The sequence below is a fragment of the Acinetobacter sp. SwsAc5 genome (assembly GCF_013391485.1).
GTDB lineage: Bacteria > Pseudomonadota > Gammaproteobacteria > Pseudomonadales > Moraxellaceae > Acinetobacter > Acinetobacter towneri.
This window is the reverse complement of sequence record NZ_JACAXD010000010.1, coordinates 16,535-32,807: the sequence shown is the minus strand read 5'-3', so window position 1 is coordinate 32,807 and position 16,273 is coordinate 16,535. Positions and strand designations below refer to the sequence as shown.

Genomic DNA, 16,273 nt, shown 5'->3' with positions numbered 1-16,273 from the left:
TTATTATGTCTGACGAGTTGTTGATTAACGTCACACCGATGGAGTGTCGGGTGGCGTTAATTCAAAACGGCACGGTCAATGAACTATTCGTTGAGCGTACAGCCAAGCGTGGTTTGGTGGGCAATATTTATAAAGGCAAAGTGGTGCGCGTGCTGCCAGGCATGCAAGCCGCTTTTGTCGATATTGGTTTATCGCGTACTGCTTTTTTGCATATCAATGACATGATTTGGCCGCGCAGCCAACCTACACCGAATGTCTTTGAATTATTGCAGCCTGGGCAAATTCTAACCGTGCAAGTGATGAAAGATATGCTCGGTACTAAAGGCGCACGACTGAGCACTGATCTTTCCATTCCTTCGCGTTATTTGGTTCTAATGCCGTATGGCAGTCATATTGGCGTATCACAACGCATTGAATCGAGTGAAGAACGTGAGCGTCTACGCGGGATCATTGAAACCATTCAGGCCGAGCATAAATTGCCAGGTTCAGTGATTGTACGCACAGCTGCCGAAGGCGTCGATGAAACGGCTTTAGTGCAAGATATGTGTTACTTAGCAAAATTGTGGGAATACATTCAGCGTAAACAAAAAAGCATTGCTGTGCCTTCCTTGATTTTTGAAGAGTTGCCGTTACCGCAACGTGTAATTCGTGATTTGGCAAATGATAACACCGCTAAAATTTATGTCGATTCACGTGAAATTCACGCCAAATTAAAAGAATTTGTGGATGAGTTTGTGCCCAATATGCACAATCGCCTGATTCATTACCCTGGTGAGCGTCCACTGTTCGATTTATACAATGTCGAAGAAGATATTCAAAAAGCGTTGCAAACCCGTGTGGCATTAAAGTCAGGCGGTTATCTGATGATTGATCAGACCGAAGCCATGACCACTATTGATGTGAATACGGGTTCTTATGTCGGTGGTCGGACTTTAGAAGACACCGTATTTAAAACCAATATGGAAGCGACACAGGTCATTGCCCGCCAGTTACGTTTGCGTAATTTGGGTGGCATCATCATTATTGACTTCATTGATATGCAAGAAGTACAGCATCGTGATGAAGTCTTGAGTCAGTTTGAGCGTATGCTTGAACGAGATCATGCCAAGACCAAAATTACCCAAGTGTCTGAATTGGGCTTGGTCGAGATGACCCGTAAACGCACCCGTGAATCATTAGAACATTTACTTTGTGAAGCCTGTCCAACTTGTCAGGGGCGGGGATATGTCAAAACAGCAGAGTCAGTGTGTTACGAAATTTTTCGAGAAATTTTAAGATATGCACGCGCATTTGAATCACAACGTGGCTTTACTGTCGTTGCACACCCATCGGTGATTGACCGATTGTTAACTGCCGAAGCGCCAGCAGTGGCGGATTTAGAGCACTTTGTCAGCCGTGTGATTAAATTTCAGGTGGAAAATTTATATACGCAAGAGCAATACGATATCATTCTGAGCTGAAATTGTAACAGGATATCGCTAAACAGTTGTTACATCTGAAATTTTACTTTTTTGAGTGAATTCTCAATACTAAGCATACAGAGTAGCCAAAGCCGAACATCTCCCTCGGTTTAGCAAATGAGGTATGTCATGGGTATGAGTAAAGTTGTGATTCAAAAGAGTTTAAAAGTATTAGATCGTAAAGTGACACATAACGGTTATATTGTGGATGAGCAAGGTAAAGAAACTCAAATTACCACTGCAATGGTTAGCGCAGTTTGTCAGCAATTATTAAAACAGTGTCGTACTATTCAAAAATAAGGGGCAGCAATTGCCCCTTAATTGATTCTATTGAATTATTTTTCTGATGGATTGACGTATCAATCCACGATTTTATTGACCCCTTCAGGCGCATCAATAATCTGTTCAAAGCGCTGAATTTCATCTTCTAAGTGTTGCAATAAGTTTTGCATTTTCGGTAAGGCATGACGACAAGCAGTTAAACCAACTTCTAATTTGTCTAAATAGCTGGTCATGGTAATGTTTAAAGCTTGTCCATCTAACACGATTGAAGCAGGGTATAGTGCATCTAGCTTTGCACCATTCCAATACAAAGGTTCACGTGGGCCAGGTACATTGGAAATAACCAAGTTAAAGGCCTGACGCTTTGGCATAATGCCTGACAAAATATTTAAACCAGCAGCGCCGTAAACAAAAGCACTATAGTTCATAATTTGATTGGCATTCATGCGCTTAAAACGCTGCTTGGCATTTTGTACACTGCGGCGCACAATTTTTAAACGCTCAAGCGGATCTTCTTTGTGCGTACCCAAGTTGGCTAAAATCATGGTGATTCGATTAGATACTTCAGAATCGTCATCACGAATAGAGGCAGGCACCATCGCAATTAAAGGTTTTTTCGGTAAAGCATATTGGCTGAGTAAGTACTCACGCAATGCGCCTGAGCAAATTGCCAGTACCACATCATTAATGGTTACGCCCAAAGCTTTAGCAATGCGATGCAAACGTGCAAACTCAAAAGATTGCGCGGCAAAACGACGTGAGGCGCTCACACGTTGGTTTAAGATGGTGCTTGGTGCTTGGAAGCTAGAAACATAATCGGGGTTACGTCCCATATCTTTAGCAACGGTTTGTGATACTTCATAAACTGCGCGAGGGGTTGCTTCAACATGACCTTTAACCCCACCAAAAATTTTCTTTAAACGGCTGACTTTCGGTTCTTTCAGACGTTTAGCACGTGGGCCTTCCACACACCAAGGTGGTACAATTCTTTTTGCATTTTCGTCATGCGATAGGGATTTTTCCACCAAACGCATGCCTGCAATGCCATCTACCATAGCATGATGAATTTTAAAGAACATCGCAAAACGATTATCTTCAATACCTTCAATAATATGGCAAGTCCATAAAGGTTTGGCGCGATCAATCAGTGAACTGTGTTCTTGTGAAATATACGTTAATAATTCACGAATGCGACCTGGTTTTGGCAAGGCAATATGACGGAAGTGATGATCGAGATCGAACTCTTCATCTTCATCCCAAAATAGACCATTGAGCTTATTGTTAAATGGTGCAATAGGCATCGACTTTGAATTGCGAATATCGGCAACCAAGTCTTGAATAAAAGTGTCTGGCGCATGTTCTGGAATTTGGAATAAGAATAATCCACCCACATGCATGGGCTGTTGACGTTTTTCGAGTGATAGGAAAATAAAATCAATAGGGTGTAATGGACGCATATTGTGGATTGCCTCACTGCAATTTCTACGCTTGTTCTTATCTGAACAAGGTTTTTAGAGTTATATAAGATTTAATTCAGTATATCTTTTTTATCAAACAAATATAGTGATTTTTGCGCCATCGCAAGTCAATAAAAATCACAGTAAAACTGTGATTTTTATTGTAGTAATAGATGTATTATTTTAAATTTCCAGCATGTAGACCGCATTCTTTGTGCGTTGCTTCTTCCCACCACCAACGACCTTCACGTTCATGTTGATTTGGCAACACAGGCCGGGTGCAAGGTTCACAGCCAATTGAAATAAAACCTTTTTCATGCAAACGATTGTATGGAATTTCCATCATGCGAATATAATTCCACACGTCACTGCTTGACCAGTTTGCCAGTGGATTGTATTTGATTAATTGCTTGTTAGGACCTGAAAATCCTGCATCTGCTTGTACGACAGGAATATCTTGGCGTGTACCCGGACTTTGGTCTTTACGTTGTCCTGTAATCCAGCCATCTAGTGTTGCCAGCTTTTTGCGTAAAGGCTGAACTTTACGAATTCCGCAACATTCCTGATGTCCATCTTCAAAAAAACTAAATAAGCCTTTTTCTTGTACCAATTGTTGGACTGTTTCGGTTTCAGGAAAGCAAATTTCGATCTCAATATTATAATATTTGCGTACAGTTTCTAAAAATTGATAGGTTTCAGGATGCAAACGTCCTGTATCTAAACTAAATACACGAAATGGCAAACCTAAATTAGACGCCATATCAATCAGTACCACATCTTCTGCGCCAGAAAAAGAAATTGCAACTTCACCCTGCTGGTTCAAAGCAAGTTTTAAAATCTCGCTAGGCGATTTGTCTGCATATTCGGTTGCGAGTGCATCAACGATATCTATGGTGGGAATGGTGTGCATAAGTCTTCCTGCAGTCGGCTTGAGGGCTAATCTTTGTTCTTGAGCGGATTATTTTAATGGAATTCCTAAAAAGGTCTTATCACTAAAAAATAAATGCTTATGAATGAAATAGATTTAAAAAAGAACAAGGCAAATAGCAAATCTTCGGCTATGATAGGGAAAAACTTTTACAGGTATTTTGGGAGAACCCATGGAAATCGTATGTCTTGATCTTGAAGGTGTGTTAGTTCCAGAAATTTGGATTAACTTTGCTAAAAAAACTGGCATTAAAGAACTTGAAGCAACTACACGTGATATTCCTGACTACGATGTGTTGATGACTCAGCGTTTAAATATTCTAAAACAGCATGGTTTGGGTTTGAATGATATTCAAGCGGTGATTGCTGATATGGGGCCATTCCCTGGCGCGAAAGAGTTTGTCGAGTGGGTGAGCACACACTTCCAATTGATTATTCTTTCAGATACGTTCTATGAATTTGCACATCCGTTGATGAAGCAATTGGGTTGGCCAACAATTTTCTGCCACAAGTTAGAATCAGATGAAAATGGCATGATTACCGCTTATAAATTGCGTCAACCTGATCAAAAACGTCAAGCTGTTAAAGCCTTACACGGTTTAAATTTCCGTGTAATTGCTGCAGGTGATTCATATAACGACACCACGATGCTAGGTGAAGCGGATCATGGTTTCTTATTTGATGCACCTGAAAATGTGATTGCAGAATTCCCACAATTCCCTGCAATTTATGGTTATGAAGCATTAAAAGAAGCAATTCGTGGTGCTTCGGTACGTGATATTCCAGCTTAATTCCGAAGCTGAATACAATAAAGGGCATCATTTGATGCCCTTTGTTTTTATGCGATATTAACAGTGCATTGATTTAGAAGCGGTAGCCGATTTTTAGACCATAACCCAAAGCATAGTTGTCTTCAAATTCACCAACGTCTGTTGTACCCGTACGTGCAGTGGCATCACCCAACCAGAAGTATTTTACGCCAGCTTGAATAAAATAATTTTCCGCAGGGCTATATTGACCACCTAAACCTACGCTCCAGAAGCCTTCAACAGGGCCTAAAGTAGTTACAGGGTTACCTGCACCAGAATCCCAACCTACAGAAGCAGAACCAGACCATTGATTGTTAAATTTACGGCCTACACCGACTGTTGCAGACCATTGGTCATCTGAGTAGTCGATGAGGTTGTTGCCAGATGCTGTATTTAAAAATTTAGGGCTAACGGCAAATTGATCCCAATGTACCCAGCGAATATTTGCAAAAGCTAAAGTATTGGCTGCAACACCTGTTTGAAAATCAATGTTTACTGATTGCGGAGTTACAACTTCAGTGAGTGCATTTGGTCGTTGAATTGCGCCAAACCCAAAAGTTTCAGTTGTATCGAGTTCATGTTTGATTTCTGAACGATAGGTAACCGCAGCTCTCAATGCGATTTCAGGAATTTGATAAGCAAAACCAGCAAGCCAGCCGTAAGCATCATCTTCTTTTAAATTAATGTCGTAGCTGCCAAGTTTATCCTCACCTCCGTATGCAAGCCCACGTAACGATACTGTGCCTTTTACGGTTTGCCAAACTGGACCAGCGTAGAAATTCCAGTTTTCTGTAGGTTGGTAACCAATTAAAGCAGTAAGGTTGTGTGTTTCCACTTCTACTTTTGTGCCTTCAATTCCATTAGTAAACATGCTCTGTTCTAGGCTATACATCGCATCTGCACCAAATGGCTGGTCATATAAAAGACCTAAAGAAATTTGTTCAGTCGCTTGTACTTTAATTGCAGCGGAAGGGAAGTAATAATCTTCAGCCATATCGCTGACGTTATTTTTTATAAGATCTTTTCCTTTAACTGTTGGATCTAAAACTGAAATACCTGCTTCTGCATAATTGCCTGATTGTAAAAATGCAGCAATAGACTGACCAGAACGATCTAAACCAGCAGCAAGCGCAGGTGTAAGTGGGAGAGTGCTAAGTAAAATAGCCGAATAGATTTTATTGAGCTTCATGGTCGTTCCCTGATGCTTTATGTAACAAAAAGTGCAGGAAAAGTAACATATTTAAAAAAAGAGTAAATGCTCGACTTCGCAGAATAAATGAACTTAAAAGTTAAAAAATGTACTTGTGTAGAGTAAAAACACTAAAAAAAATATTAATTTTATGATTTATATAGATTTATTTTTGGATGCTGAGTGGCTGATTGAATATTATGCAAAATATTTAAGTGTTTATTTGTTGCTCAAATGAATCGCAAGTGTATAAAAAAGAGCGTGGATGTCATTGTTGAAAAAGAAAAAACCATCTTTACAGATGGTTTTTTCAGCATTAATAATTAGAATTTGTAGCCCATTTTTAGGCCGTATGCAATTGCATGGTTATCTTTGAATTCTGCTACATAACCTGCTGTATCAAACTGAGCGCCAGTTTGGGCTTTAGCATCACCTAACCAGAAGTATTTCACGCCGCCAGCAATGAAAGTTTGTGGTGTTGGGCTAAATTGAGCACCTAAACCTACGTTCCAATAACCTTCTGTTGGACCTAGCGTGGTTACAGGATTACCTGCACCAGAGTCCCAACCTACAGAAACGTTACCTGCCCATTGATCATTTAACTTACGTCCAACACCTACTGTTGCAGAAATTTGGTCGTCAGTATATGCAACAAGATCAAATTCAGGCTTACCACTTTGACTTTGTACAAGTGCATTTTTACTTGCTAAACCAAACTTATAAGGTTGAATAGAGAAATTTGACCAATCAACCCAACGAACATTAGCAAAAGCAACTGTATTTGCCATGATGCCTGTTTGGAAATCTAGGTTTACAGATTGTGGGGTCGTGATATCTGTATTTAGAGAAGGTGCTGCATTTAAACCAGCAAATAGACCAGCTGAATTAAAACTTTCTTTAACATTTACAGAGTGTTCAATTTCAGAGCGATATGTAACAGATGCTTTTAATGCAATATCAGGAATTTGGAAAGCCGCACCAGCTAACCAGCCAATATCACCAGTTTCTTTAATACTTGCATTATAGCCACCAAAAGTAGCATTTCCACCATATGCTAAACCACGAAGTTGAACATCACCTTCAACTGTTTGATAGACAGGGCCAGCATAAAAATTAAAATTTTCAGTTGGTTGATAACCAAATATCATTGAAATACTTTGCGTTTTGACTTCAACTTCTGTTGACTCAGTACCATTATGAAAAAGGCCTACACCACCAGCAGCAACTGATACTGTATCAGATAGTGAGTAAGTAGCATCTGCACCAAATGGTTGGTCGTAAAGTAAACCAAAAGAAAAATGATCTGTTACTTGTAGTTTTAGTGCAGCACTTGGAAAATAATAATCATCGCCCATGTCACTTAGATTAGTATTTTGTAAGCCAATCGCACTTGGAGGTGCTGCGCTTGGTGAATATCCATTACGTACTTTACCTGAGACATTTGGATCTAGTACAGAAATACCTGCTTCAAAGTAGTTACCAGGTTGCAAAAATGCAGAGATTGACTGACCTGAACGATCTAGAGCAGCAGCAAATGCCCCCGTCATTGGTACAGTTGCTAAAATCATTGCTGTGCTAAGTGCTTTTAGTTTCATTATACATTTCCCTTGGGCTATAAAGTCTTTTATGACAGTTTTTGTTGATGCTTTAAGCTTTCATTTAGGATGATTTCGATTTGTGCAAACCGAGACCATTTGTTACTCCATGTGACAAAAATATCACAATTAAAATAAGAGTAAATGCTCTAGAAAAAACTAATCAGTATAAAAAACACGCTGAATAGAGTATTTGTTCTAATTGGTTTGGGATTTTGGCTTGTTAGTGATTGAAATTAAATAATAAAATTTAAAAATCAATCTCTTGTTTAAATGTTTTTAATTGGTTAAAAAAAATACTTTTTATCGAATTTCATTTTGTTGTAAGGCATATCTTGCAACAAAATGGGGTGCATTAACGTGTGGTTTTTCCAAGCTTTGCCAAAAGAATGACAGGAATCAGCCCAACCAATACAATTAATAAAGCTGCTACGGCACCATCTTCATAAGTGCCCCTAGAGGCTTCTGCATATAGCTGAGTAGCGAGTGTTTCCATATTTAAGGGACGGAGCAACAAAGTGGCAGGTAGCTCTTTCATGCAATCTACAAAAATTAATAAAGCTGCAGAAATAATAGCAGGGCGTAATAATGGCAGGTGTACACGCCACAACAGTGCAAAGTTGTTTTGCCCTAAATTGCGTGCAGCATCATCAAAAACACCATGAATACGGTTATAGCCTGACTCAATGCCGCCCACCGAAATAGCTAAAAAACGCACAGCATAAGCATAAATAAGGGTAAAACTAGTACCGAGAAATAATAAACCTGTGTGTATCCCTAACTTAAATTCTAAAAAATCTGCAATGGCACGATCAATTTTGCCCAAAGCTAGCATGAGACCAATGGCTAAAACAGTTCCTGGAATGGCATAACCTAAACTGGCAATACGGCTAAACCAGTTGTGTTTGCTAAAACGTGCCGCACTGACAATAAAGAAACCAATCAAAATAGTTACCACAGTTGCAAGACTGGCAAGGATTAGTGTGTTGATTGAGGCTTGTAATAGGAAATCTGAAAAGCCTGCATATTGAATGCGTTTATAGGATTCGACCAATAAATGACTGGTTGGAATTAAAAAGCCAATACAAACAGGAATTAAGCCCACGCCTAGTAACACAAGCGCTTTAAGCCCTTTGACCGATTGTGCAGGCATTAAACGGCTGCGTTGAGCCGAGTTCATATAGCGCTGTTTACGTCGTCCTAAACGCTCTACTAACACCAATAAGGTAATAATCATCAACATGAAAATGGCAATTTGTGCAGCACTGGCTAAATCGGACTGATTGGTCCAGGTTGAATAAATCGACAAAGTTAAGGTTTTAATGCCTAAAAATTCTGTTGCACCAATATCATTAATGGTTTCCATTAAAACCAGACTAGTACCCACAGCAATTGCAGGACGTGCCAGTGGAATTGCAACACGTAAAAACACTTGATCGGGTTTTAATCCTAATGTACGTGCAACCTCAATTAAACTGGCCGATTGCATCAGAAACATTGCACGGGTGCTTAAATACACATACGGATACAGTACAAAGCTAAGCAAGAAGATGCCGCCCCAAACTGTACGAATATTAGGAAACCAAAACTGTTGTAATTCTAAATTAAACCCATCCCGCAGGATACTTTGCACAGGGCCAATGGGGTGCAAAATGTCGATATAACTATACGCAATAATATAAGTTGGTACGGCTAAAGGCAGCAGTAAGGCCCAATCTAAAAATGCACGACCTCGGAATTGATATGCTGTTACAATCCATGCGCTGCCTGTACCAATCAGGATGGTGAGAATACCCACACCCAACAATAAAATCCCTGTTTCTGCCAACGTGTGTGGAATTACATAACGCAGCAGATGCCCCCAAATTTCGCTATCACCTTGTAATGCTGTCCAAATTAAAGCGAGCACAGGTAAACAGGCGAGTAGCGTCAATAACCCACTGAGCGAAAATAAAAAATTAAATTTATTTTTAAGCATTGCGATAGAGGTACTAAATAAGGGGGAGGGAGCAGCAGAGCATCTTACAGTGCAAAGCGCTGCACTGTAAGACAAAAGCAGGAAATTTTAGCGGTTAAACTGGACTTTATCGACCAATAAGTTGGCGGCTTTACGGTGACGTGCAATATCGCTTAAGCGAATCGAGTCGATATTGAGTTTACCGAAGCTGGCAATAATAGGGTCAATTTTTACCCCAGGTTTGACTGGGTATTCAAAGCCGTTTTGTGCGTAGATGGCTTGTGCATGATCTGAAGCTAGAAACTCAAGCAGTTGCACGGCTTCTTTGCGGTTTGGTGCATGTTTTGAAACCACTGCACCCGATACGTTGACATGCGTTCCACCATTTTTAAAACGCGGAAGTACCACGTTAATGGCATTGCCCCAACGTTGTTGTTCGGCATCGCCTGTACGCATCGTGCCGACATAGTAGGTATTGGCTACGCCAATATCACAAATTTTTCCTAAAATATCACGTGCCACATCACGGTCACCACCGCTGGCTGGACGGGCTAAATTGGCTTTTACGCCACGCAACCAAGTTTCGGCTTGTTTTTCGCCATGATGGGCAATATACGCTGCAATTAAAGCAGTGTTATATGGATGGTTGCCTGAACGAATACAGATTTTATTTTTCCATTTTGGATTGGCTAAATCTTCATAAGTAATCGCATTAAGCGGTGTACGGTCTTTAGAGGCGTAGACTGCACGTGCACGCATCGACAAGGCATACCAATGACCATTGGCAGCACGTAAATTGGCAGGAATTGCACTATTTAAGGTTTTAGAACTCACGCGCTGAGTTAGACCACTTTCAACCAAATCAACCAAATTCCCAAAATCTACAGTCAACATAACGTCGGCAGGCGAGCGACGGCCTTCTGCTTTCACACGTTCTAATAAACCATCTTTAATAAAAACCGTATTCACTTTTACCCCAGTTTTTTGGGTAAATTCAGTCAATAAAGTTTGAATGAGCACAGGTTCACGTGTGGTGTATAAATTGACTTCCGCTGCTTGTGCGACACTTGCACCAAATGCAAGTAGACCTGTAACAAGCAATGATAGTTTCGACAATGGTTTCATACAGTATTCCTAATTAAAAAATTTAAATTGAAATCTAAACCTGAATCGCGGTCTGAGAAGAAGGCGGTGTGGTGGCTGATTGCTCATCAGAAGCCAAGTAATAACAGCTGTTTAAATCGACAGAAACATAGACCTGATCAGTAGGTTGAATATCTTGAAGGTGGTTCACTTGTGCTAAAAGCGTGAGATCATGATCGCGTAGTTTTAGATGCAGTTGTTGTGCATGACCCATAAAACTGGATGACACAACGCTTGCGGGCAACGCATTTTCACTTGGTGTTTGGCTGACACGCAAGTGATGCGGACGGAAGCAGCAGACCAGTGAATCTTGAGCGGTGGTATGTTCTGGCAAATCAATCTTGCCAAATACGGTATGAATTTCTTGGTGATCGATTTGCGCTGGGATTTCATTCAATGTGGAAAAATAGCGTGCAGCAAATAACGTTTTAGGCTGTAAATAAAGTTGTTTCGGTGAACCAATTTGAATAATTTGCCCTTGATGCATCAAAATAATTTGATCGGCAATTTGCAATGCTTCTTCTGGGTCATGTGTCACGATAACCGTAGTCGTTGCAGTTTGTTTGAGGAGTTGAATGGTATTTTGACGAATTTGATCACGCAGACGATGATCCAAATTTGAAAAAGGTTCATCCATCAACAAAACTTGCGGTTCTGGTGCTAAGGCACGTGCTAAGGCAACGCGTTGTTGTTCGCCGCCTGAAAGTGTATATGGGTAGCTATCTTGATGATGCAACATGGAAACATGCGCTAAAGCTTGTTTGGCAATGGTTTCCCGCTGCGCTTTGGGAAATTTCTTTAAGCCAAACATAACATTGTCTAACACACTTAAATGTGGGAAAAGTGCATAATCCTGAAACACTAAACCAATATTGCGTGCTTCCGCAGGAATCTGTGCTTGCTCACTCCACAAGGTATTTTGTTCCAGTTGGATTGTGCCGCTGCTTGGTGTTTCCAAGCCTGCAATCAGACGTAGCATTGTGGTTTTGCCGCAGCCTGAATGACCTAATAAACACACAATTTGTCCACTCATCGCTGACCATGTTGCTTGTTGCACTGCAAAACGCGAACCAAACTTTTTACTGAGCTGTTGGATCGTCAAGACATTGGCAGGTTGAGCAGCGTACGCATTCATAGTTTATTCACACGACAAATTTTGTGCTCAAATGATAACTAAGAACTCTTCTCATGTAGAGTCTTTTTATCATTTAGAATGTAAATGATTAGAATGTAAATGATGTAGCTTTTGCTACAAAAAAGTTGAAATATCAACTGAAAAGAATGGGTTGGAATTTAAATTATTTTAAGTGCAGCACTTTATTTATGGGCTATTAAAAGGGGGGCTTAAAAGCAAAAAGTTACTGCCGAAGCAATAACTTTTTAATTTTTAGAAATCTGTACTATGCGTACTATGCAAATTAAGGTTTTTTCGCATTAAGCACTCTAAATAAAATGTACATCAAGACCACCCATAGAGGAATCATAATGACTGATTCTTTAAAGCCTTGTGTCCACATAATATAAAGTACCACTGCAATAAACGCTAAAACCAAATAGTTGCTGAATGGTGACCAGAGTGCAGGGAATTTGGTTGGAATCGCTAATTTTTTCAGTGTGCTGGTAAATTTGAGGTGAGTCAAACTGATCATCGCCCAGTTTAAAACCAATGCACCCACAACAATATACATGAGGTGGCTTAAAGCTTCTTCAGGTACAAAGTAGTTCAACAATACACAGCCGAAAATTAATACCGCAGAGAATAATACTGCTGGAATTGGCACACCTTGTTTATTCACTTTTAGGAAAATTTTTGGTGCGTTACCTTGTTTGGCCAAACCAAACAGCATACGGCTGTTGGCATACATCCCACTGTTATACACAGAAAGTGCCGCAGTCAAAATCACGAAATTCAGTAAGTGCGCTGCCCATTCAATGCCCATTTGACTAAAAATCATTACGAATGGACTTTTATCTAAACCACCTAAATCTAACTGATTCCAAGGCACTAAAGACAATAGAATGGTGAGTGAACCGATATAGAAAATTAGAATACGGAACACCACTTGGTTAATGGCTTTAGGAATGGTTTTTTCAGGATCTTGCGCTTCTGCGGCAGCCATACCAATCAACTCAATGCCGCCAAAGGCAAACATGAGGAATGCAAGCATGAAGAACAGACCTTCAAAGCCATTCGGGAAGAACCCCCCATGCGCCCAAAGGTTGCTGAATGATGCGGTTGAATTGGCATCTGCAGAAAGTAAGAGATATAAACCAAACACAATCATCGAAACCACAGCAGCGACTTTAATGATTGCTAGCCAGAATTCTGACTCACCATAGAACTTTACATTGCCCAAGTTAATAATGGTAATCACAATGAAAAAGAACAATGCCGAAGTCCAAGCAGGAATATGCGGCCACCAGTAGTTAATATATTTGGCAACTGCGGTGAGTTCTGCCATTGCCACCAAAATATACAAAATCCAGTAGTTCCAACCTGCTAAAAAGCCAGGGAATTTACCTGCATATTTATAGGCAAAGTGACTGAATGATCCTGCAACGGGCTCATGAACAATCATTTCCCCCAATTGGCGCATAATTAAAAATGCAATAAGACCACCAATGGCGTAACCCAAAATAATAGAAGGGCCAGCAGATTGGATGACCTGCGCGGAACCTAAGAATAAGCCTGTACCAATTGCGCCACCCATGGCAATCAATTGAATATGGCGGTTCTTTAAGCCACGCTGAAGTTGTGAAGACTCGTTGTTCAAAGTATTCAGCCCGACAAGGAAAAAGTGACAAGATTGTAATAGATCAAATTTCATTAGCCTAGTAGCTAGACAATAATGAAATAAATTTATGATAAATATTAAAATATTTTATGGTTTTTATTTGTATAAAAGATAAGTGAATCAATATATTAATTTTATTTTTGCCTTATAAATCAAGATGACTGGTTAGGGTAAAATTTACCAAATGTTGTTTTTTTATACTTAAGTCAAGACCGCGATACCTTTTGAATAAAAACCGTTATGATGCAAAAGGGTCTTTTTATATGGCCATAACAATCAAAAAACAAGGGAATAAAATTCATGCGTTTTGCACCACAAGTTAAAATTCCAGCGACTTATATGCGCGGCGGTACCAGTAAAGGCGTATTTTTTAAACTTGATGATTTACCTGCAGCGGCACAGCAGCCAGGCAAAATTAGAGATCAAATTTTATTACGTGTGATTGGCAGTCCAGACCCTTATGCCAAACAAATTGATGGAATGGGCGGTGCAAGCTCAAGTACCAGTAAAACCGTAATTTTAGCCAAAAGCACTCAACCCGATCACGATGTCGATTATTTGTTTGGGCAAGTTTCGATTGATCAGCCATTTGTCGATTGGAGTGGCAACTGCGGTAACTTAACAGCTGCAGTCGGTGCATTTGCGATCAGCAATGGCTTGGTTGATGCCAGTAAAATTCCACAAAACGGCATTTGTACCGTACGTATTTGGCAGAAAAATATTGAAAAAACCATTATTGCGCATGTTCCAATGACGCATGGTCAGGTGCAGGAAACGGGTGATTTTGAGTTGGATGGCGTGACTTTTCCTGCCGCAGAAGTACAAATTGAATTCTTAGACCCTGCCGATGATGGCGAAGAAGGTGGGGCGATGTTCCCAACTGGAAATGTGGTGGACACTTTGCATGTGCCAGATATTGGAACATTCCAAGCGACCTTTATTAATGCGGGTATTCCAACAATTTTCCTAAATGCAGAAGAAATTGGTTATACAGGCACAGAACTGCAAGATGCAATCAATGGTGATGCGCAAGCTTTGGCTCGTTTTGAAACTATTCGCGCTTATGGGGCTAAACAAATGGGGTTGATTCAGGAAATTGCTGAAGCTGAAAAACGCCAGCATACGCCAAAAATTGCCTTTGTTTCTGCGCCAAAAAGTTATGTATCTTCAAGTGGTAAACAAATTCAGGCTGAAGATACCGATTTATTGGTACGTGCATTGTCGATGGGTAAATTACACCATGCCATGATGGGTACAGCAGCAGTCGCGATTGGTACAGCTGCAGCCATTCCGGGAACATTGGTCAACTTGGCTGCGGGCGGGGGAGAGCGTGAAGCAGTGCGCTTTGGACATCCATCAGGTACGCTTCGTGTGGGTGCGCAAGCCTTACACGAAAATGGACAATGGCAAGTGAAAAAAGCCCTGATGAGCCGTAGTGCACGTGTATTAATGGAAGGTTGGGTGCGTGTACCTGCGGAAACATTAGAATAAGTTTTGTTTGCAGTGCAAGGCGCAGTGAAGGATAGGATAGACGAAGTGTCATAGACTCTAGTTAACTAAATACAGCCTCTATTTCGATAGGGGCTTTCTTATGGCTGAAATGTTATATCAGTTCAGTTAAGGCTTAAAAAACTTTGAATTACAGGTACAATGCTGCAACACAGGCAGCTTACTGCTTATTAGACATGAACCAACCACTCGAGGCGAATGTGTCATCACTTCACGATTTACAGGCGCATGCATTAACCGCAGCCCAACAACGTATTCAGCAAGACTTGCTTACCGCTTTAGAGGCTTTTGCATTGCCAGAACCGTTAAAGTCTGCCGTGCATCATGCCGTCATGTTGGGTGGAAAACGTGTTCGCCCTGCCTTGTGTTATGCCACCGCAGCATTAAGACCGAATCAAAACTCTGCTGCGGTACGCCGTGCTGCAGTTGCGATTGAGCTGATTCATTGCTATTCATTGGCACATGATGACTTGCCGTGTATGGACAATGACTTGTTGCGTCGTGGGCAACCGACGTGCCATGCAGCGTATGGTGAAGATACAGCATTGTTGGCAGGCGACATCTTACAGTCGATGGCATTTGAAATTTTAGGCAGTCGTTTGTTTGATCAGGCTGTTGCAGTAGATCAAGGCATTGTGCTCAAACAGATGCAAATTTTAGCCACTGCTTCTTCAAAAATGGTCTGTGGACAGGTTTTAGACTTGCAGTCTGAAGGTAAACAGGTTGACCAGGCGACTTTGGAGAATATCCACCGCAATAAAACAGGGGCTTTAATTTCTGCAGCGGTGATGATGGCAGCTGTGACCGTGTTTGATGGGCGAGATAAAGCGATTCCGCAATTGCGTGAATATGCACAGGCGATTGGTTTAGCCTTTCAGGTACAAGACGATATTTTAGATATTATTTCGGATACTGAAGTACTAGGTAAAACTGCAGGGAAAGATGAACAAGTTGAAAAATCGACCTATCCTGCACTCATGGGCTTGGAAAAAGCACAAGCTTATGCACAAGAATTGCACGATCAAGCCTTTGCTGCGTTGGCATATTTTAAAACTGATACCGTCTTAGAGTTACAGCAAATTTCCGAGTTTTTATTGTCACGTAAAAGCTAAATTATTCTAGATGGAGGGCTTGTGGCTCTCAATACTCA

The 16,273-nt window shown here is 40.7% G+C and carries 13 protein-coding genes; 5 read left to right on the top strand and 8 right to left on the bottom strand.

Features of this window, described 5'->3' with window-relative positions; genetic code table 11:
* Positions 1-5 precede the first annotated feature (5 nt).
* The gene (rng, locus tag HYG89_RS07580) at positions 6-1,460 is read left to right on the top strand and encodes a ribonuclease G (RefSeq protein WP_178866918.1); all 1,455 of its coding nucleotides are present in this window, start codon (positions 6-8) and stop codon (positions 1,458-1,460) included.
* Positions 1,461-1,589: 129 nt separating this feature from the next.
* Positions 1,590-1,760, top strand: coding sequence for a PA1571 family protein (locus tag HYG89_RS07575; RefSeq protein ID WP_004975418.1), 171 nt, complete (start codon positions 1,590-1,592; stop codon positions 1,758-1,760).
* Between the two features lie 59 nt (positions 1,761-1,819).
* Here the strand turns inward: HYG89_RS07575 and HYG89_RS07570 are convergent, their stop codons facing one another.
* Entirely contained in the window at positions 1,820-3,199 is a 1,380-nt protein-coding gene (locus HYG89_RS07570; RefSeq protein WP_004975420.1) for a wax ester/triacylglycerol synthase family O-acyltransferase, read from the bottom strand.
* Between the two features lie 178 nt (positions 3,200-3,377).
* Positions 3,378-4,109: a phosphoadenylyl-sulfate reductase gene (locus HYG89_RS07565; protein ID WP_178866916.1), complete on the bottom strand. Its 732-nt coding sequence runs from the start codon at positions 4,107-4,109 to the stop codon at positions 3,378-3,380.
* 190 nt (positions 4,110-4,299) lie between these two features.
* On the opposite strand from HYG89_RS07565, the gene thrH reads away from it, so the two are divergent.
* Positions 4,300-4,917, top strand: coding sequence for a bifunctional phosphoserine phosphatase/homoserine phosphotransferase ThrH (thrH, locus tag HYG89_RS07560; RefSeq protein ID WP_178866914.1), 618 nt, complete (start codon positions 4,300-4,302; stop codon positions 4,915-4,917).
* 73 nt (positions 4,918-4,990) lie between these two features.
* Here the strand turns inward: thrH and HYG89_RS07555 are convergent, their stop codons facing one another.
* The 6 genes from HYG89_RS07555 to HYG89_RS07530 form a co-directional block, all read right to left on the bottom strand.
* Entirely contained in the window at positions 4,991-6,124 is a 1,134-nt protein-coding gene (locus HYG89_RS07555; RefSeq protein ID WP_178866912.1) for an OmpP1/FadL family transporter, read from the bottom strand.
* A 323-nt stretch (positions 6,125-6,447) separates the two neighbouring features.
* Positions 6,448-7,719, bottom strand: coding sequence for an OmpP1/FadL family transporter (locus tag HYG89_RS07550; RefSeq protein ID WP_178866910.1), 1,272 nt, complete (start codon positions 7,717-7,719; stop codon positions 6,448-6,450).
* Between the two features lie 355 nt (positions 7,720-8,074).
* Complete coding sequence (locus HYG89_RS07545; protein ID WP_178866908.1) at positions 8,075-9,697, bottom strand: iron ABC transporter permease; 1,623 nt, start codon at positions 9,695-9,697, stop codon at positions 8,075-8,077.
* A gap of 87 nt (positions 9,698-9,784) precedes the next feature.
* Positions 9,785-10,801 carry an extracellular solute-binding protein gene (locus HYG89_RS07540; RefSeq protein WP_178318218.1) on the bottom strand — a complete coding sequence of 339 codons (1,017 nt, stop codon included), beginning with the start codon at positions 10,799-10,801 and terminating at the stop codon, positions 9,785-9,787.
* Positions 10,802-10,835: 34 nt separating this feature from the next.
* The gene (locus tag HYG89_RS07535; protein WP_178866906.1) at positions 10,836-11,954 is read right to left on the bottom strand and encodes an ABC transporter ATP-binding protein; all 1,119 of its coding nucleotides are present in this window, start codon (positions 11,952-11,954) and stop codon (positions 10,836-10,838) included.
* 283 nt (positions 11,955-12,237) lie between these two features.
* Positions 12,238-13,593, bottom strand: coding sequence for an amino acid permease (locus HYG89_RS07530; RefSeq protein WP_178867000.1), 1,356 nt, complete (start codon positions 13,591-13,593; stop codon positions 12,238-12,240).
* Positions 13,594-13,914: 321 nt separating this feature from the next.
* Here HYG89_RS07530 and prpF point away from each other — a divergent pair, with 321 nt between their 5' ends.
* Together prpF and HYG89_RS07520 are read left to right on the top strand one after the other, a co-directional pair.
* A complete protein-coding gene (gene prpF / locus HYG89_RS07525) occupies positions 13,915-15,105 on the top strand; it encodes a 2-methylaconitate cis-trans isomerase PrpF (protein ID WP_178866904.1) in 1,191 nt (396 codons plus the stop codon).
* Between the two features lie 194 nt (positions 15,106-15,299).
* Positions 15,300-16,235 carry a polyprenyl synthetase family protein gene (locus HYG89_RS07520; protein WP_178866902.1) on the top strand — a complete coding sequence of 312 codons (936 nt, stop codon included), beginning with the start codon at positions 15,300-15,302 and terminating at the stop codon, positions 16,233-16,235.
* Positions 16,236-16,273: the final 38 nt, after the last annotated feature.